Raw genomic sequence first — 18,224 nt, forward strand, 5'->3', positions numbered from 1 at the left:
GGTATGAGACACAACCAGGTGCACCCTACTTGGCATTAACAATCAAACACACTATTGAGATATCAAACAACAACCACACACCAACCCAAACCCCCACAACAGCAGGAACCCAAACCGGGGCAACCTCTCAACCCTATTCCATACCGTCTTATCGAAGCAAACCACACCACTGCGATCTGAACCACAATTTAACGGGGAATCTAGAGAAGATTTAGGCGAGACTTTCCATTTTCTGGAGCGTCTCGCCGACATCTAAAATACTACGCGCTTTATACCGAGTTTTTCAAACGCGAAAACGGTGACCGTGCACACACCTTTTCGCTGCCCCACTCCGTGATTTCATGCAATTTCACGGTCCGGTGGCGACAACAAAGCTACCGGAGGATCTAGACCAGCGGATAGACGAAGAACAGCGACGTCTCGAACTGCTGGTAGATACCGTACGGCGGGAGTTCCTGATATCCACGCGACCTATACAGACCTACCGACTCTGGTTGACCGCTCCCTGACACCAAGACCACCTGGTCAAAACCATGCGCTACCGCGATCCTGTGGGCCTCGTCGACAAGCAGATGCGAAAGTCCGCGACCACGGAACTCGGGGCGTACGAACACCTTGCGCATCTCGACTGTCCGACCGGGGCCAAACACCTCCTCGACACCAGTCTGATCAACCAACGCCACACATCCAACCGGAGTGCCTTCCTCATCGTGCATGACAGAGAAGGAAACGAGGCCTTCAGGAGCAGGTTCGTTCAAGGTTAACGGGGAGTCATAGCGAGCGGAGAGATCGGCACTTTGCTCGTTGCGCAGTTGAACCGCATCAGGGTTCTCCCATTCGACCTCTTGAATCTTCACAGAACACTCCTCTTGTCCAAGATGACGGTAGTCCGCACCCCGCAGGACCATACATAAGCCATCAACAGATTTTACGGACACTTCCTGCCCGCGCAGTAGACAAAACCACTGTGACCCGACCAACCCAACCTAAGCCCGAGAAAACTGGCCGGTACCGCAGCAGGGCGGTACCGGCCAGTGATCAAGCGAAACTCAAGCGTTTACGAGTCCACTCAGTACGGAGGTGAAGAAACCGAGTCCGTCGACTCCGCCGCGGGCACTCGCACCGTCATCCACTCCGAAACCTGCTTCGACAGCATGCTCAGGGTGCGGCATCAGGCCAACGACGTTGCCGCGTTCGTTGGTAATTCCGGCGATGTTGCGGCGCGATCCGTTGGGGTTCCACCCTTTGTACCGGAAGGCAACGCGGCCTTCGGCCTCAAGTTCATCGAGGGTGTGCTCATCAGCGACGTACTGGCCGTCCTGGTTCTTGAGCGGGATGATGATCTCCTGGTCCTTTGCGTAGTTGCGGGTCCACGCTGTTTCATTGTTTTCCACAACCAGGGTCTGCTCACGGCAGATGAAGGAACGGTGATCGTTCTTGATCATTGAGCCTGGCAGCAGGTGAACCTCAGTAAGGACTTGGAAGCCGTTGCAGATTCCGAGTACCGGAAGCCCGCCGTTTGCTGCGTCTACAACCTTCTCCATGACTGGCGCGAAGCGGGCAATGGCTCCTGCACGTAGATAGTCACCGTAGGAGAACCCACCGGGGAGCACCACGGCGTCAACGTTCTTGAGGTCGGCTTCTGCATGCCAGAGCGAGACTGCCTCCGCCCCAGCCAGGCGCACAGCGCGGGCAGCATCACGATCATCGAGCGTTCCGGGGAACGTGATCACACCGATGCGGGCCTGTGCTATTGCGGACATCAGGCAACCTCTCCGGATGCGTCCTTTACTGACACAACATCCTCAATGACTGGGTTTGAGAGGACGGTCTCTGCAGCTTTACGTGCGGTTTCGAGGATTTCCGGGGTGACGTCACCCTCGACCTCGAGCTCGAAACGCTTACCTTGGCGGACTGAAACAAAGCCTTCGAATCCGAGACGTGGGAGGGCGTTTGCAACGGCCTTTCCCTGCGGGTCCAGAATCTCGGGCTTTGGCATTACGTCGACGACTACGCGTCCCACGGGCACTCCTGTTGGTACGAGGAAATCCTTTAGAAAAGGGGTAGCGACCCCAGTCTATCTGTGATGCGCTCTGGTTCTAAGCCACGCCCATGATACGGATCGTTAAGACTCTTCCGATTGGCGACGAGTCGGTCACGTAGAGTGCGGCAACTAGAGTTCGATGACCTGACCGGTCAGGCGAGTATAGGCCTCAATGTAACGCTCTTGGGTTGTCACGATGACCTCGGCAGGTAGTGCTGGCGGCTCTCCGGTGCGGTTCCAGCCGGATTCCGGCGAGGCCAACCAGTCGCGAATGTACTGTTTGTCGAAGCTGGCTTGCGCACCGCCCGGCTTCCAGAGTTTCAGATCCCAGAACCGCGACGAGTCAGGTGTCAGCACTTCGTCCCCAAGTAGGATCTGACCGGTTTCAGGGTCGGACCCGAACTCGAACTTCGTGTCAGCAAGGATAACCCCACGATTTCGCGCGATTTCCTCCGCCCGACCGTACACCTGCACGGTGAGATCTCGCAGGATCTCGGCAGCGGCCATACCCAAACGTTCCGCGACCTGCTCATAGGTTATGTTCTCATCGTGTTCGCCGACCTCGGCCTTTGCGGCGGGAGTGAAGATTGGCGCCTCAAGGCGCGATCCATCTTCAAGCCCTTCGGGCAGCGGAACCCCGCACACGGTTCCGTCGGCGGTGTACTCGACAAGCCCGGACCCGGTCAGGTAGCCGCGTACGACGCATTCGACGGGGAACATCTCGAGGCGGCGGCAGATCATCGCCCGCCCATCGACCTCGGCGGGGACCAGCCCGTCGGTTGGCGATGACGACACCTCAGTAGACACAACGTGGTTGCCCACGATGTCGGAGAACTGGTCAAACCACCACAAACTCAGCTGGGTGAGGACCTTGCCCTTGCCCGGAATCCCGGGGCTGAGAACATAGTCGAACGCGCTGACCCGATCCGATGCGACCACCAGCACCACATCGCCCAGCGGGTGTGCTCCACCGAGCGTCTCAGTGTCCGGCACGTACAGGTCACGCACCTTGCCCGAATACGTGTGCTTCCATCCAGGCAGGTCAGCGGTGGTCACGTTCAGTCCGGACATCGGCTTCTCCTTGTGTATTACGGTGAGGTTCATTGCCGACGAGTCGGTTGCGTCCCGTCGGCCACATACGTTGTGTGTGCGTGCGGCTGGGAGCACCCAGCCGCGCTGGGTTACGCGTTCGCAGGTGTGATCTCGCCGCGCGCAGCCTTCAGTGCGATGTCGGTGCGGTGATGTGAACCGCGCAGGTTGATCTGCTCAACACCGGCGTAGACGCTTGCTCGGGCAGCGTCCAAGTCATCGCCCAACGCAACCACCGACAGAACGCGACCGCCGCTGGATACGAGGGTGTCGTCGGCAATCTTGGTTCCTGCGTGAAGGACGTGAACGTCCTGCAGGGCATTCGCCTCGGCGATGCCCGTGATTGGGTCGCCGGTGACAGGGGTGCCGGGGTAGTTCTCGGAGGCGACGACCACTGTGATCGCGGTTTGCGGATGCCATTCGAGTTCAGGGAAATCCGCGAGTTCGCCGCGTGCGGCAGCGAGCAGTAGCGCCGAAAGTGGGGTCTTGAGGCGAGCCAACACGACCTGCGTCTCAGGGTCACCGAACCGGGCGTTAAACTCAACCACGCGCGTACCCTTGCTGGTCAGTGCGAGACCAACGTACAAGATTCCAGCGAACGGGGTACCGCGGCGACGCATCTCATCGATCGTGGGTTGCGCAATCGTGTCGATGACCTCCTGGGTCAATCCCTCCGGCGCCCACGGAAGCGGCGAATAAGCGCCCATGCCACCGGTGTTCGGGCCTTCGTCGTTGTTAAGCGCGCGCTTGAAGTCCTGGGCGGGAGCGAGTGGGCGAACGTTCTCGCCATCCGACACGACAAACAGCGACACTTCCGGGCCGTCGAGATACTCCTCGATGACAACCCGGCCACCCTCGCCACGGTTGTCGAAGCATTCACGGGCATGCTCCAAAGCCGCCTCACGATCCGAGGTGACCACAACGCCCTTGCCTGCGGCCAAGCCATCGTCCTTGACCACATACGGCGCACCGAAGTCATCAAATGCAACGTTCACTTCATCAAGATTCGTGCAGACATACGGCTTGGCGGTTGGAACACCGGCTGCTTCCATGACCTCCTTGGCGAAAGCCTTGGAACCCTCAAGTCGAGCACCCTCCTTGGACGGGCCAAACGTAGGGAAACCCGCGGCACGAGTCGCGTCCGCAACTCCGGCAACCAGCGGAGCCTCGGGACCGATCATGATCAAGTCCGCGACCAGTTCCTGTGCGAGCCCCACGACCGTTTCAGGATCGTTGACGTCAATCGCATGCAAGGTGGCCACCTCGCCGATGCCGGGATTACCCGGGGCCGCGTGGATCTCGTGGACCAGGGTGCCCTGCGCAGTCTGCTCTGAGCTCAGTGAATGGACAATGGCGTGCTCGCGGGCACCGGAACCGAGTACGAGGATTTTCACACCGCGATTCTACCGTGATGCTCACCTCTCTCCCCTAGCCGTTCCACTTCGCGGGCGACCACCATGCGCACGGTGGCGGACTCATGCGCTGAAGTCCGCTTGGCCGTTCTCAACGCTTTTGAGCCATCCAGAGAGGATCGACTCCAGCGTAGCCCGATCAGTTGCTGACAGGCCTTCCAGCAAGCGGGCTTCATTTGCCATGTGCTGCTCGAAGGCACGGTTGATGAGTTTTAGCCCGTCAGGAGTCAGACGAACCGTGCGGCTTCGACCATCAGTCGTCGAGGCTTCACGCACCACAAGATTCGCTGCCTCAAGACGGTCTAGCTGCTTACTGATTGCCCCCGAGGTGACCATTGTCTGCCTGGACAGTTCAGTGGGAAGCATTGTGAATGGCGCACCATTCCGGCGCAGGGTTGCGAGAATATCGAACTCGCCCTCGCCCAGTCCGTATTCCCTGTAAACCGCCACGATCTCATGACGAAGATAGTTTCCCAGTCGGCTGATACGACCGATGACGCCAATCGGCGAGGTGTCGAGGTCGGGGCGCTCTGACAACCACTGTCGTTGAATGTGATCTACGAGATCTTGTTTCACGGTGCCATTTTATCGCCTCGCACCGTAATATATCTTCCATGGAAGGTAAATTACGATGGGCGTTGATCGCAGCCGTGGCGCCGGTCACGTGGGGCCTCAACTACCTGGTGATCAAACAGTTCTTACCAGCCGACTTCTTCCTGTGGGGGGCCGCGCTACGCGCCCTGCCCGCAGGCCTTTTCCTTCTGGTCATCGCCCGTCGACTACCGCATGGTGACATGTGGTGGAAGTCAGCACTCCTCGGGATGATCAACATGGCAGGATTCTTCATCCTGATCTACCTGTCGGCACAACTCCTGCCAAGCAACATCGCGGCATCGGTCATGGCACTCAGCCCCGTCGCCTTCCTGTTCCTGGCCTGGCCCATGAGCGGAGAGAAGCCGACAGCCTACAAGTTTGGCCTAGCGATCCTTGGAATCATTGGCGCGCTCCTGATCATCGGCGGAGCGCAGGGCGAGGTAAACCCATGGGGTATCGCGTCATCGCTGCTTGCCGTCACGCTCACCGCATTTGGCTCCCTGCTCAACAAGCGATGGACCGCCGGACAGCCCCTCCTTGCAACGACCGCGTGGCAACTCGTGTGGGCCGGACTCGCATTGACCATCATTGCGGCATTTTTCGAACCGTTCCCACCACTGACCGCGCAAACCCTCACTGGCTACTTCTACACGAGCATCCTCGCAACAGGGGTCGCATACGTCTGCTGGTTCGGGGCACTCGCGCGGATCCCTGCCTCAACCGTGGGCATCATCGGCCTTCTCAATCCCGTTGCGGGCGTACTTGGCGGAACCCTGATCGCTCACGAGACCCTCGTTTTCGCACAGATGGCAGGCATCGTCGTTGTGCTTGCTGCAACCTACCTTTCGAGCAGGCCAGCCAAGACCAGAACCTAGCGCAGGCCTTGCACAAGAAGTTCACCGACCCTCCACACGCCGTTCTGTGGACAACCCTAGACGGCTAACCTACGGTACCGTAGGGTAAGGAGCGTCAGGGGTTGTATTTCATGCTTTCTCCGGCAACACCAGCACAATTCCATGCAGCTTCCACGTTCGACGGAGAACCATATGACCACAACCACCCTTCTCCCTGCGCACCCAAAATCAGGCACGCGCCGCCGCGGCACAGCAGGAACCGCAAACTACACCCGTGTCATCGCGGAGATCAAACAAGCCGGCCTGCTCAATCGCACCAAGGGTTTCTACATCACCCTGTTCATCGTCTTGATGGTTTCCCTCAGCGGCCTCATCGCCGGGTTCTTTCTACTCGGTGACAGTTGGTTCCAATTGCTGATAGCTGCCGGGTTGGGAGTCGTGCTCACGCAGATCTCGTTCATCACCCACGAGGCCGCACACCGGCAGGTCTTCAGCTCTGGCCCCGCAAATGACCGTGCAGGCCGCATTCTCGCCAACGCGTTCGTCGGCATCAGTTACCAGTGGTGGATGAACAAGCACACCAAGCACCACGCAAACCCCAACACAGTGGGTAAAGACCCCGACATCGAACGTGACACCATCTCGTTCCAGGTAGAGGACGCGGTCAAGCAGAAGGGCTTCTCCGGCTGGCTGACCCGCCGCCAAGGCTACCTGTTCTTCCCCCTCTTGACACTCGAGGGCCTCAACCTGCACAAGCAGTCACTTGCCTACCTCCTCACCGGCGAAAAGGTAAAGAACCGCGGGCGCGAGATCACCACGATCATGATCCGTCTGACCGTATATACCGCAGTGGTCTTCTGGTTCCTTCCCCTTGGTTTAGCCATCGCGTTCCTTGCGGTTCAACTCGCCGTCTTCGGGGTATACATGGGCGGATCGTTCGCGCCCAACCACAAGGGAATGCCGCTCATCGACAGGCTCACCACCGTTGACTTCTTCAGCAGGCAGGTGCTGACCTCGCGCAATATCGGAGCACGCACAACCACTGGGAACTGGTTCCTCGCGATGTTCTACGGTGGGCTGAACTACCAGGTCGAGCACCACCTGTTCCCGTCCATGCCGCGCCCGCACCTAGCGGCGGCGAGCAAACTCGTACGCCAGTACTGTGAGGAGTTCAAGGTGCCCTATACAGTCGCCACGATGCGAGAGTCCTACGCTCAGGTCATCACCTACCTCAACAAGGTGGGGCTCTCCGGTCGCGATCCGTTTGAATGTCCCATGGTGACGCAACTCCGCCCCAACTTCTAAACCACCTAAGCGCAAAGGGCTGGAACCATGTGGTTCCAGCCCTTTGACGTATGCATTCACCCACTGCCAAAGACAGTGAACGCCACAATCGGGAGTATCAGTCAACCAGCTGGTGACGGATGATCGTGTGCTCACGACCAGGTCCGGTGCCGATCGACGAGATTCGTGCACCAGACATGTCCTCAAGCGCGAGAACGTACTTCTGTGCGTTCACCGGAAGATCCTCAAACTTCTGGACCCCGAAGATGTCCTCAGTCCAGCCTGGGAAGTACTCGTAGATGGGCTTTGCGTGGTGGTATGCCGACTGATCGGTTGGCATCTCGTTGTATCGGACGCCGTCTACGTCATAGGCAACACACACTGGGATCTGTTCGATACCGGTCAGCACGTCAAGCTTGGTCAACACGATGTCGGTCAAACCGTTTACGCGGGACGAATAGCGGGCGACAACGGCGTCGTACCAGCCACAACGGCGGGCACGGCCCGTCGTCACCCCGAACTCGCCGCCGGTCTTCTGCAGGTAGATACCCATCTCGTCGAAAAGCTCGGTTGGGAACGGACCCTCACCAACGCGGGTAGTGTACGCCTTGATGACGCCGATGACGCGGTCGATGCGGGTTGGCCCGACCCCGGCACCCGTGCACACGCCACCAGCGGTGGCGTTGGACGAGGTGACGAAGGGGTAAGTACCGTGGTCAACGTCCAGCATCGTGGCCTGTCCGCCCTCGAACAGGACGGTCTTTCCCTCATCGAGGGCCGTGTTGAGCACAAGCGACGTGTCGCACACCATGGGGCGTAGACGCTCAGCCAAGCCCAGCAGTTCCTGAACGATCTCCTCGATGAGGACCTCGCGGCGGTTGTACACCTTCACCAGCAGTTGGTTCTTCTGCTCCAGGGCACCCTCGACCTTTGCGCGGAGGATCTTCTCATCGAACAGGTCCCACACGCGGATACCCACGCGGTTGATCTTGTCGGAGTAGGTTGGACCGATTCCACGACCAGTCGTACCGATGCGACGCTTACCCAGGAATCGTTCGGAGACCTTGTCCATGGTGCGGTTGTACGACGGGATCACATGGGCGGAGCCGGAAATCAACAGCTTCGAGGTGTCTACACCACGGGCTTCGAGTGCATCGAGTTCCTCATAGAGAACCTCAATGTCGATGACAACCCCGTTACCGATGACCGGGATGACGCCCGGGGAGAGAATTCCAGAGGGAAGCAGGTGCAGCGCGTACTTTTCACCGTCAATGACCACGGTGTGCCCGGCGTTGTTACCGCCGTTGAACTTCACGACGTAGTCAACCTGCGATCCGAGTTGGTCGGTTGCTTTGCCCTTGCCTTCGTCTCCCCACTGGGAACCGATGACTACTACGGCTGGCATTGGATGTACCCACTTTCGGCTGCCGCTGCGTATGCATGAAGAAAAGGCAGCCTTCGGAGTCTGGGCCATCCCTCTTGGAAAGCCGGGCGGCAGACATCCCCGATTTCCCATACGAGTTTACCGGTCTTTTGCCGATTAGTCAGGGTGACATTGACTAAGTTTCTGCGTTTCACGGGCCTGTCACCAGAGGCCCACGATGCATGGGAAAGATGCATACGCATGGTTCAACAAGTCCCGCCACTGGAACCACCCACCCAGGCACTACTCAACGATGCACGAAATGGGCTACAGTAACCTCTACGTGCGGATTCACCCAGCACCACCGACACACCCCTCTTGAGATTTCACCCAAGAATCGGACAAACTGGGCGTAGACTTGCAGTATCTCCTCCATGCGTTCGGTAAGGAACAACATGCCCGAAGATCACGTGCACGATACCGCCACCCCCACCTGCCCTCAGGTTCAGGTGCGGCTCGCCACGGACTCCGCCACGGTCGTCCTCTCCGGCGAATTTGGCCCAGAAGTGCAGTCCTGTCTGGAATACGCGCTACGGCAGCTTCGCCCAATCAGAAAGCCCATCACCGTTGATGCGCAAGACCTCACGTTCATTTCCTCATCAGGGATCATGACGCTCGGTGCTTTCGCTCGCGCACACTCCCACGAGGTGACGCTGCGAAACGTGACCCCGTCCATGCTGTTGATCCTACAGATCAGCACCCTCATCGACTTCGTGACCATCGAACCGGCACACCTAGCTCACTGACCCCCTCGGCGACCTGAACGCCCGGGCGCATCTAACGCAAACTAACTGAACCGTCACTGCCTACTTCCCTCACCTTAGACCCCGACGGGCTGTTACCACACGCCTGCGCGGCAACGCAGAGTCCCCCAAGACAAAACAGGAGGCATCCCCCAATTGAGGGGATGCCTCCTGTCTTTGAGTTAGAAACCCGTTTAGGATGTCATCACATCTTGTTACCAGCTGAACGAAGCTGCTGTGCTGCCTCAACGATGCGCTGAGCCATGCCTGCTTCTGCAAGCTTGCCCCATGCACGTGGGTCGTACTGCTTCTTGTTTCCAACTTCGCCGTCAACCTTGAGGACGCCTGCATAGTTGGTGAAGAAGTGGTCGGCAACCGGACGCGAGAATGCGTACTGGGTGTCGGTGTCGATGTTCATCTTGATAACACCGTTGTCAACAGCCTCAGAGATTTCCTCTGCAGTTGAACCGGAGCCACCGTGGAACACGAGGTCGAATGGGTTTTCCTTGCCGATTGCTGCGCCAACCTCAGACTGGATGGTTGCAAGCAACGATGGGCGGAGCTTAACTGCACCTGGCTTGTACACACCGTGCACGTTACCGAAGGTGAGAGCGGTCAGGTAGCGGCCCTTTTCGCCTGCACCGAGTGCCTTGATGGTTGCAAGACCGTCTTCGGTGGTGGTGAAGAGCTTCTCGTTGATTTCAGCCTCGTGGCCGTCTTCTTCTCCACCAACAACGCCAACCTCGATCTCGAGGATGGTGCGTGCTGCTACTGAGAGAGCGAGGAGCTCCTCAGCGATGACGAGGTTCTCGTCCAACGGGATGTTGGAGCCGTCGAACATGTGGGACTGGAAGGTTGGGTTCTTGCCAGCCTTGACCTGCTCTGCCTCAAGCGCGAGGAGTGGACGTACCCACGAGTCGAGGTTCTGCTTGGTGCAGTGGTCGGTGTGGAGCGCAATGTTGACGTTGTAGTTCTTTGCCACCTCGGTTGCGTATGCAGCGAGTGCGAGCGAACCTGCAACGCGGTCCTTGATGGTCGAGCCCGATGCGTATTCAGCACCACCAACGGAAACCTGGATGATACCGTCCGACTCTGCCTCCGCGAAGCCCTGGATGGCTGCGGTGACGGTCTGGGAAGAGGTGATGTTAACCGCTGGGTAGGCGAACTTGCCTGCCTTCGCGCGGTCGATCATCTCTGCATAAACCTCTGGGGTTGCGATAGGCATCGAAAAACTCCTGAAAGAAGGGGATTGAAACGAATGTTCGCAACCATTTTGTCACAAACATTCATCTTCAATCGTAGGCCGTTCGACCCGTGAGCACTAGTCGCTGTCCGGTTGAGTTGCGTTGCCGCAGGCGTTGCCTGCTTTTTGCTGATCACCGACGATTCGGCCAATTGATCGCACTCGGCCATTCTGTGCAGAGCATGGGTTGCGCTGGGTTTCGACTCTGCGCTGTCTGAGCCAAGCCTAGGTTCATCTTCCCAGCGAAAGCAGGCGGTTGTGAACTATTCGCGGCTGTCGGCACTGAGCCGACCCCACGACGCGAGAAGGCTCCCGCGCGCGACGCGCGGGAGCCTTCATTTGACTTTGGGTGGGGCTTTGTCAGCCCTGTCCAGCCTTGACTGAAGTGGTCTTGAGCTTGCTGACCTTGTACTTCTTACCGGACTTGGAAACCTCGAAGGTAAGACCATAGACCTTGGAGCCCTTGAGGTACGTCAAACTGCAGGCGCCCTTCTTACTGGTGATCTCCGCACAGGAAATCGCGCGGACATTTGCCTTTGCCTTCTTGTATTTCTTGCCGAAGTTGTTGATCTTCTTCAGGTTTGCCTTGGAACCCGTGACGGCGGTTGCCTTCTTGCCCTTGGCAAGTTGAGCGCCGAGGTTATGGACTGCCTTCACGTAGCCAGCAGTCTTACCCTTGTTGATCTTGAGCTTCTTGGACTTTTTGTTCCACGTGGCTGTCATGGTGCGGTACTCCGAGGTGTTGCCCTTGTACTGGAGCAGCGTACCGAGTTCGACAACGCCCTTCTTGGAGACGCTCAGAACACCCGAGAAGACATCCTTCCCGATAACCGAAGAGGACAGAAGCTTTCCCTTTGAGTTCGCGACCACGAGATGGTTTGTCGTGGTGTAGTCCTCATTGAAGCAGTGAACGGAGTAAACATACTCCTTACCCTTGTTCGGGTGAACGTTTCCCTGTTTTGCTTGGGCCTCTTTCGCAGTGAGCTTCTTTCCCCCATAGATGCTTGAACAGTTCTTTGGAAGATCAAAGGACTTTGGCGCAGCCTGTGCTGCTACTGGTGCGGCAACAACCGTTGCGGCAGCGAGAACGCCCGTGATGACGAGCGACGTAATTTTCTTCATGAGATTAAATAAACCATGTTTCACAGATAGTTCCTAGTTGATTCCTAGCGAATACGCACCTTGTGTTTTCTGACATGGAGCGCTGTTTTCCAGCCGAGCGGGGATGAGTTCACCCACCGCTAGCCACCGAAGGCATCCGCAACAACCACCCGGACAGAGGTTGCCTTGTACTTGGACCCGCTCTTGGTCAGATTGAACAGCGCGTAATGCCCCTTGTTTCCCTTGTAGAAAACGACCGCACACTTGCCCTTGGTTTTCGAGACGTAGTCGCAATACACGTTCTGCTGTTTGGCTGCCGCGAACTTCTTACCGTGCGACTTCAGCTTCGAGAGGTTGGCCTTCGATCCGGTAACCGCCGTGATCTTCGCATTCGCCCTCATCTGTGCGGACAGACTGTGGGTGGCTTTCACATATCCGGGGATAGCCTCTTTTGTGACCACGGTGTTCTTGGCCTTGGCATTCCATTTGATGACGTACGGACGATCGTAGGAGACCTTCTTGTACTGGTCGAATACCCGAATCTTGATACCGCCCGATGTGGATACGCTCTTGAGTTCCGCGTGGTCCGCTCCAGTCAGGACATCAGCCGTAAGCGCCTTACCACTCGCACTCGCGATGACGACCACGGGCCGAGGCTTCTTGCTACGTCCGTCGGTGCAGTTGAGTACGTAGGCGTACTCCGTTCCCGAACGCGGATGAAGGTCTGCAGGCTTTACGGTCACGCCCCATCGACTAAAGTCAGATGCTGACGCTGTGCTTCCCATGGATGCCTGGCACGCTTTGGGAAGCGTGTAGGTTCGCGGTGCTGCCGAAGCTGGTGTGGCGATAAGCCCTATCGACATTACGGTTGCCGCGATAGTCGCGGCAAGGATTCTACGCACAGTCATAGCCCCTCAATTCTCTGTGTGTATCTCAGGCAGGCCCTGGCAAGGGTGCCACCAGTTCCCTACGATATCCGTGAGATTGGGCTGAAACTGGCTGTTTTGCGTTCTTTCGCCCGCCAGAAGGATGGGCACATCTATCCGCTGGAGATTAGCGCGGAATATCGGCGTTCTGAACAATCCACGAGTGCATGGCAATCGCGGCAGCAGCACCAGCATTGATTGATCGAGTTGAACCGAACTGCGTGATGTGCAGGATATCGGTCGAGATCGCCTGCGCTTCAGACGTCAACCCTGACTTCTCCTGCCCAAAGACGAGCACGGCGTTTTCTGGAAACTGGTATCCCTCGATGGGGATCGAGCCATCAATATTGTCGATTCCAATGACCTGCAGTCCAGCATTGTCCGCGTACTGTGCAAACTCCTCGGCTGATTCATGATGCCGTACGTGCTGGTAGCGATCGGTCACCATCGCTCCACGCCTATTCCAACGGCGCCGCCCGATGATGTGAACCTCTTTGACGGCGAACGCGTTGGCCGTGCGAACGACCGAACCGATGTTGAGATCATGACCCCAGTTCTCGATTGCGATGTGCAACGGATGGCGGTGCTCATCCAGGTCAGCGATGATCGCTTCCATGGTCCAGTATCGGTACTGGTCGATCACGTTACGGCGGTCGCCATCACGCAACAACTCAGGGTCGAAACGCGCGTCTAGCTCGCCCTCGTCGTCACGGGGCCATTCAGGTTCTCCTCCGGGCCACGGTCCGACACCAACCACATGATCATCACGGTCCTCGCCTTGGGCCTCCCCGGGTATTTCCAATGACGACTGAGCACTATTTGCATCCACCACCCATCCATTGTGCCAAGGATGCACCCTTGACCCGTACACGTCCGTGTCCCGCCACGGCTCGATGGGGCAAAACAGTCCGCATACGCATGCTTTGTCCACGCACCCGGATCAAAAATAGCCCACCGAGGCAGGTGCGCTGCTGGAAGCGTCCGTATCGTCGCGAAGCAGGTGGGTAACGCCCGGCCAAATGGAGCGTGTTGCCAAAACCATCCGTGTCGTCGCCAATCGGCAAACGTGTGACTTACCCGACCAGACCTGCGAAACTGGATTCAGACAACCCCACAAGAAAGGGAGGCAGCACAATGACTCGAGTCATCGAATCCTGGCTGACCGATATGGACGGCGTTCTCGTGCACGAGGGGTATGCGATCCCCGGCGCGCCCGAGTTCATCGCGAAACTGCGCGAGAAGGATCGTCCATTCCTCATCCTGACCAACAACTCGATCTTCACACCGCGCGACCTGCGCGCACGCCTTGCAGCCTCGGGAATCGACGTACCCGAGGAGGCCATCTGGACCTCAGCACTCGCAACGGCATCGTTCTGTGCGGATCAGAACCCTGACGGTTCCGCCTACGTCATCGGCGAGGCAGGCCTCACCACCGCGCTCTACGAGGTCGGCTACACCATGACCGAATCCAACCCCGACTACGTTGTCCTCGGTGAAACCCGCACGTACTCGTTCGAGGCGATCACCAAGGCAGTGCGACTCATCAACGACGGCGCACGCTTCATCTGCACCAACCCAGATGCCACGGGACCTTCCCAAGAGGGGCCTCTTCCTGCCACCGGTGCGGTCGCGGCGATGATCACGAAGGCGACGGGACGCAAACCATACTTTGTGGGCAAGCCAAACCCCATGATGTTCCGCTCCGCACTCAACCGCATCGATGCACATTCCGAGGTCACAGCCATGATCGGTGACCGCATGGACACCGATGTGGTTGCGGGCATTGAGGCGGGCCTGCAAACCTTCCTCGTCATGACCGGCTCCACAAAAGCGGAGGACGTGGACAAGTATCCGTTCCGTCCATCCTCGATCAAGGACTCAATCGCTGACCTGATCGACCTCATCTGACCTGTCGCTGCTCTCGCAGCGGATACCGCATTACTGACGACGAGCCCCTGCCTTCCAGCGCATCGTGCGCAGGAGGACAGGGGCTCGCGTTGTTTTACGTTATGGGGTGGTTCGTCAGAACAGATCGAGGTCCGCGAGGTCGAACAGGTAGTGGTACGAGACATCGTAGGCTTCGATTTTCTCGCGGGCGCCGGTGTCGCGGTCAACGATCGTCGCCACGGCGACAACCTCTGCGCCCGCTTCACGGCAGGCTTCGATTGCGGCGATTGGCGAGCCACCGGTGGTTGTGGTGTCTTCGAGAACCACTACGCGGCGTCCATTGATATCTGGCCCTTCGATCTGACGCTGCATACCGTGTGCCTTCGCTGCCTTACGCACAACGAACGCATCGAGATCGAGACCACGCGATGCCGCCGCATGTAGCAACGCGGTTGCGATCGGGTCAGCGCCAAGCGTCAGTCCACCAACAGCGTCAATTTCACCAGGGCCAAGCCCAGCCTCTTCAAGGGCATCTAGCAGGACATGTCCGATCAGTGGCGCTGCACGGTGGTGCAGAGTCGCACGACGCAGATCAACGTAGTAGTCGGCTTCCTTGCCGGAAGACAGAGTCACCTTTCCGTGGACAACAGAGAGTTCCTTGATGAGGTCGCGGAGTTGTTCGCGGGGCGTTGGAGAAAGCACAGTATCAGTCACGCTTCTAAGCGTACCTGTTGGCGCACAAAGGATATGTGGTCTCTCAACCTAGAGACATCGTAGAAAACGAGAGAACGCAAAAGGCTGCGGTGGACGCTCTGGTTTTCATACCATTGAGATCTACCGCAGCCTTTCAATGTTGGCTGGCGCAGGCTAGATTCTCTAGCGCTGTTGCACCGTGTGGCGACGGTTTGCGATCACTGCCACAGTTCCGGCAAGAAGCAGGAAGAGCGCCGCAGCGAGGCCCGTTTGAATACCTTCCACACCGGTCTTGCTCAGAACACCAGAGCCACTCACTGTGCCTGCGGTTCCGCTCGCCTGGTCACAATTGGTCTCAGCGCCGAGCGTGATACTCAGTGTTGCAGCGTCCATTGCCTGACCGGCTTCGTAGAACCCACCAAATGCGGTGGCACCAGCAGCCGTCAAACTTACCGGGGCATTAGACCAAGTGACCGTGTTGCCTGATGATGACTTGTTACCTACGAGGGAGATCGTGGCCATATACACGCTGTAGGCGGTTGAGGTCTCGCCCGCCATGTTGTTGGCAACTACGTCGGCAATGATCGAGGCGCTGTTTGGACCGTTGAACTGAACGCGGATGTTCTTGAAGTTCGAATCCATGATGCCCTTGTGCCCGGTGAAGCGCAGCGCCCCGCCGTAACTCACAACGCCCTTGGAACCATCCTCGTTGTATTTGCCGGTGCCGCCACTCCAGTTAAACGTACTGCCACTCTGGCTGACGCCGCTGGTGGTTATGCTGCCATCTGAAAGGCGGCCCACATAGTTGATGTACGACTGCTTGAACCCCCAACTGAGGGTTGCTCCACTCACGGTGCGGGCCACACAGGTTGGTCCTTGATCTGCCTGGGTGTTGGCCTCCTCATCGACCTTGTCGAATGGCAGTACCTTGATGGATACCTGTTGCTTGACTCCGTTAGGAGCTTCAAGTGACAGAGTATGGTTACCTGCAGCAAGATTCTCTGGGAGCGTCGCAGTTACGGAGACCTGACCGTTGCCGTCCGCAGTGATACCTCTCTTGAGCAGAACAGGCTCGGAGTACACATAGAGTCGAATTCTCTTGGTGTTCGATCCAAACCCATCAGCAGTGATCGTGAAGCGTCCACCTGGCAACAAAGTTTTCTCGTCTACCTTGGCCTGCTTGTAGGTGCCAGCCTTCTTAGCAGCCACTTTCTTGGTCTTCGGTTTCGTAGTGTCCTTGGGGTTCTCTTCACCGGTTTTGGCGTCTTTGTCCGCGCCAACGGTGAAAGTGATTGCGTCAAGTGCATCACCAGCCTGATAGAAGTCCGAGAAGGCACGGTTCCCACCGGACGTCAGAGTAACGTTGCTGACGGTATAGGTGACTGACTTGTCTTTGTTGGTGGTCAGTTTCGCACCCGTGAACTCTGCGACGACAACGCGCTGTCCCGTGAACTTCTTGTTCGTGTCGGTGTAGTGCAGTGTGTTGGCATCGAACGAAATCTGTCCAGATGTCTTAGAGGTCAGTTTGATCTGCGGGTTGCTGAATTTCGAGTCAAGTTCCCCATGGTGTCCCGTGAAACGCACGGAACCGGCGAAGTCCACCGTTCCAGTACCGCTCTTGATCGTGCTCTCGCTCTGCTGGAACAGATAGTTGTCACCGTTGTCGACAGCACCATCGGCTACATCGACCTGCCCCTTGGCGATTGGGCCTTGAATGTACTTGCGGAAGGATTCCTTGAAGCCCCATGAAAGCGAGCCAACCCGCTGCTTGGCGTCGTCTTGGTTCTGTCCCGGTGTTGCATCGTCGTCTTTGCTGCCATTGTCTGGCTGCGGAACGTTTGGTTCTCCTGGATCTGGTTTTGGCGTCCCCGTGCCGTTGCCATCCCCCGCGCCAGAACCATCAAATTTCAGATCCGCGACCCCAGTCAAATGAAGCCCAATGTTGTCAAGGTCGTCGCCAACCTCATAGAAGCCAGCGAATGCCCGCGCTCCATCAGTGGTGAGTTTGGCGCTTTGTGAGGTCGCGTTGAGTTCACCGTCGACGACTTTCAGGGCCTGCGCAAACGTCAGAGTGGCGAAATCGAGGCGCTCGTTGTTGACGGCAGTCTCGCCGTCGAAGCCCGTGGCGCTTGCCTGCACCGACAAAACTGCAGTTGTCGTGCTCGTGAATCGGATGTGCGGAGCACTGTACTTCACGTCTAGAACGCCATGATGCCCAGTGAAATGCACCGAACCAGTGAATTTGACGGTAGATCCCGCATAGCTGTCAGTGGTGAATCGGTAGGAGGTGCCGTTATCGGTGGCGCCGTCCGCAACCGTGATCTCACCTCCGACAAACGCATTGCCGAGATAATCCCGGAACGACTCACGCACACCCCAGTCAAGCGTGCCACCCAGGGATTGAGCGGTCGCTTGGAGTGCGGTTTCCTGGGTCTTTGCCTCAGCAACGTCGGGCTTCGTAGTTGCAGGCGCTTCTTGAGTTTGTTGCTTCTGAGAGATGTCAGTGGAATCCTGCTCCACCACGACAGAAGTGTCCTCTTTCGTCTCAACCGGTTGCTCAACAGGTAATTCCTGCTGAGGTTCCGTTGTCTCGGGAGCCTTTGACTCCTCTGTTGGTTGAGGTTCTGTGGTTGGTTGCGGTGCGGGAGACTCCTCAGATGAAGGTTCGACGTCAATGACCTCAGGTTCCTCCACTGGTTCCTGTTCCTGGGTGAGGTCCGCCGCTTCCTCGATTGTGTTCGTTGTCGCGGTTGTTGGAACGGCCTCTGGGGCTTCGGCTGCGACGGCGCCACTCATTCCAGTCAATACGAGCGTTGCTGCAAGTAGTGCGCTGGTGAGTCTTGCTCTGCGGTGCCGGTGATTCATTACTGAGTCTCCCGTTGATGGTTTTGTGTAGATAGCGAACAAGCCGCATGTGGAAGTCTAGACTTC

At 57.8% G+C, this 18,224-nt stretch carries 17 protein-coding genes; 4 read left to right on the forward strand and 13 right to left on the reverse strand.

Annotated elements, in window-relative coordinates; translation table 11 throughout:
• Nucleotides 1-386: 386 nt before the first annotated feature.
• From ACFSYH_RS06910 to ACFSYH_RS06935, 6 genes are all read right to left on the reverse strand, one after another.
• Complete coding sequence (locus ACFSYH_RS06910) at nt 387-857, reverse strand: GNAT family N-acetyltransferase (protein ID WP_377466111.1); 471 nt, start codon at nt 855-857, stop codon at nt 387-389.
• Between the two features lie 192 nt (nt 858-1,049).
• Complete coding sequence (gene purQ / locus ACFSYH_RS06915; RefSeq protein ID WP_377466112.1) at nt 1,050-1,763, reverse strand: phosphoribosylformylglycinamidine synthase subunit PurQ; 714 nt, start codon at nt 1,761-1,763, stop codon at nt 1,050-1,052.
• Complete coding sequence (gene purS, locus ACFSYH_RS06920) at nt 1,763-2,023, reverse strand: phosphoribosylformylglycinamidine synthase subunit PurS (protein WP_377466113.1); 261 nt, start codon at nt 2,021-2,023, stop codon at nt 1,763-1,765. Before purS ends, purQ begins: the two co-directional genes overlap by 1 nt.
• Nucleotides 2,024-2,173: 150 nt before the next feature.
• Nucleotides 2,174-3,115 carry a phosphoribosylaminoimidazolesuccinocarboxamide synthase gene (locus tag ACFSYH_RS06925; protein ID WP_377466114.1) on the reverse strand — a complete coding sequence of 314 codons (942 nt, stop codon included), beginning with the start codon at nt 3,113-3,115 and terminating at the stop codon, nt 2,174-2,176.
• Nucleotides 3,116-3,225: 110 nt separating this feature from the next.
• Entirely contained in the window at nt 3,226-4,527 is a 1,302-nt protein-coding gene (gene purD / locus ACFSYH_RS06930; protein ID WP_377466115.1) for a phosphoribosylamine--glycine ligase, read from the reverse strand.
• An 81-nt stretch (nt 4,528-4,608) separates the two neighbouring features.
• Nucleotides 4,609-5,121 (reverse strand): MarR family winged helix-turn-helix transcriptional regulator, encoded by a 513-nt coding sequence (locus ACFSYH_RS06935; RefSeq protein ID WP_377466116.1) that lies wholly within the window; start codon nt 5,119-5,121, stop codon nt 4,609-4,611.
• Between the two features lie 38 nt (nt 5,122-5,159).
• Between ACFSYH_RS06935 and ACFSYH_RS06940 the strand changes: the two genes are divergently transcribed.
• Together ACFSYH_RS06940 and ACFSYH_RS06945 are read left to right on the forward strand one after the other, a co-directional pair.
• Complete coding sequence (locus tag ACFSYH_RS06940; RefSeq protein WP_377466117.1) at nt 5,160-6,014, forward strand: DMT family transporter; 855 nt, start codon at nt 5,160-5,162, stop codon at nt 6,012-6,014.
• A 171-nt stretch (nt 6,015-6,185) separates the two neighbouring features.
• Nucleotides 6,186-7,298 carry a fatty acid desaturase family protein gene (locus ACFSYH_RS06945; RefSeq protein WP_377466119.1) on the forward strand — a complete coding sequence of 371 codons (1,113 nt, stop codon included), beginning with the start codon at nt 6,186-6,188 and terminating at the stop codon, nt 7,296-7,298.
• Between the two features lie 97 nt (nt 7,299-7,395).
• On the opposite strand, the gene ACFSYH_RS06950 is transcribed toward ACFSYH_RS06945, so the two are convergent.
• On the reverse strand, nt 7,396-8,682 hold the full coding sequence (locus ACFSYH_RS06950) for an adenylosuccinate synthase (RefSeq protein ID WP_377466121.1): 1,287 nt from the start codon (nt 8,680-8,682) through the stop codon (nt 7,396-7,398).
• A gap of 413 nt (nt 8,683-9,095) precedes the next feature.
• Between ACFSYH_RS06950 and ACFSYH_RS06955 the strand changes: the two genes are divergently transcribed.
• Nucleotides 9,096-9,446, forward strand: coding sequence for an STAS domain-containing protein (locus ACFSYH_RS06955; RefSeq protein ID WP_377466122.1), 351 nt, complete (start codon nt 9,096-9,098; stop codon nt 9,444-9,446).
• 202 nt (nt 9,447-9,648) lie between these two features.
• Here the strand turns inward: ACFSYH_RS06955 and fbaA are convergent, their stop codons facing one another.
• From fbaA to ACFSYH_RS06975, 4 genes are all read right to left on the reverse strand, one after another.
• Nucleotides 9,649-10,668 carry a class II fructose-bisphosphate aldolase gene (gene fbaA, locus ACFSYH_RS06960; RefSeq protein WP_377466123.1) on the reverse strand — a complete coding sequence of 340 codons (1,020 nt, stop codon included), beginning with the start codon at nt 10,666-10,668 and terminating at the stop codon, nt 9,649-9,651.
• A 378-nt stretch (nt 10,669-11,046) separates the two neighbouring features.
• On the reverse strand, nt 11,047-11,808 hold the full coding sequence (locus ACFSYH_RS06965; protein WP_377466124.1) for a hypothetical protein: 762 nt from the start codon (nt 11,806-11,808) through the stop codon (nt 11,047-11,049).
• 119 nt (nt 11,809-11,927) lie between these two features.
• Nucleotides 11,928-12,695, reverse strand: coding sequence for a hypothetical protein (locus tag ACFSYH_RS06970; RefSeq protein ID WP_377466125.1), 768 nt, complete (start codon nt 12,693-12,695; stop codon nt 11,928-11,930).
• Nucleotides 12,696-12,840: 145 nt separating this feature from the next.
• Nucleotides 12,841-13,515: a TrmH family RNA methyltransferase gene (locus ACFSYH_RS06975; RefSeq protein ID WP_377466700.1), complete on the reverse strand. Its 675-nt coding sequence runs from the start codon at nt 13,513-13,515 to the stop codon at nt 12,841-12,843.
• A 332-nt stretch (nt 13,516-13,847) separates the two neighbouring features.
• Between ACFSYH_RS06975 and ACFSYH_RS06980 the strand changes: the two genes are divergently transcribed.
• Complete coding sequence (locus tag ACFSYH_RS06980; protein WP_377466126.1) at nt 13,848-14,621, forward strand: HAD-IIA family hydrolase; 774 nt, start codon at nt 13,848-13,850, stop codon at nt 14,619-14,621.
• Between the two features lie 114 nt (nt 14,622-14,735).
• On the opposite strand, the gene pyrE is transcribed toward ACFSYH_RS06980, so the two are convergent.
• Together pyrE and ACFSYH_RS06990 are read right to left on the reverse strand one after the other, a co-directional pair.
• Nucleotides 14,736-15,314: an orotate phosphoribosyltransferase gene (gene pyrE, locus ACFSYH_RS06985; RefSeq protein ID WP_377466128.1), complete on the reverse strand. Its 579-nt coding sequence runs from the start codon at nt 15,312-15,314 to the stop codon at nt 14,736-14,738.
• A gap of 162 nt (nt 15,315-15,476) precedes the next feature.
• Nucleotides 15,477-18,158: an HtaA domain-containing protein gene (locus ACFSYH_RS06990; protein WP_377466129.1), complete on the reverse strand. Its 2,682-nt coding sequence runs from the start codon at nt 18,156-18,158 to the stop codon at nt 15,477-15,479.
• Between the last annotated feature and the right edge of the window lie 66 nt (nt 18,159-18,224).

Source organism: Populibacterium corticicola, from assembly GCF_042683685.1.
In the GTDB taxonomy this organism is placed as follows: domain Bacteria; phylum Actinomycetota; class Actinomycetes; order Actinomycetales; family Cellulomonadaceae; genus Timonella; species Timonella corticicola.

Coding starts and splice junctions, on each gene's coding strand:
- purQ (WP_377466112.1), bottom strand. CDS start 1,763: ATGTCCGCAATAGCACAGGCCCGCATCGGTGTGATCACGTTCCCCGGA.
- fbaA (WP_377466123.1), bottom strand. CDS start 10,668: ATGCCTATCGCAACCCCAGAGGTTTATGCAGAGATGATCGACCGCGCG.
- ACFSYH_RS06925 (WP_377466114.1), bottom strand. CDS start 3,115: ATGTCCGGACTGAACGTGACCACCGCTGACCTGCCTGGATGGAAGCAC.
- ACFSYH_RS06965 (WP_377466124.1), bottom strand. CDS start 11,808: ATGAAGAAAATTACGTCGCTCGTCATCACGGGCGTTCTCGCTGCCGCA.
- ACFSYH_RS06990 (WP_377466129.1), bottom strand. CDS start 18,158: ATGAATCACCGGCACCGCAGAGCAAGACTCACCAGCGCACTACTTGCA.
- ACFSYH_RS06980 (WP_377466126.1), top strand. CDS start 13,848: ATGACTCGAGTCATCGAATCCTGGCTGACCGATATGGACGGCGTTCTC.
- ACFSYH_RS06940 (WP_377466117.1), top strand. CDS start 5,160: ATGGAAGGTAAATTACGATGGGCGTTGATCGCAGCCGTGGCGCCGGTC.
- ACFSYH_RS06945 (WP_377466119.1), top strand. CDS start 6,186: ATGACCACAACCACCCTTCTCCCTGCGCACCCAAAATCAGGCACGCGC.
- ACFSYH_RS06970 (WP_377466125.1), bottom strand. CDS start 12,695: ATGACTGTGCGTAGAATCCTTGCCGCGACTATCGCGGCAACCGTAATG.
- ACFSYH_RS06955 (WP_377466122.1), top strand. CDS start 9,096: ATGCCCGAAGATCACGTGCACGATACCGCCACCCCCACCTGCCCTCAG.
- ACFSYH_RS06950 (WP_377466121.1), bottom strand. CDS start 8,682: ATGCCAGCCGTAGTAGTCATCGGTTCCCAGTGGGGAGACGAAGGCAAG.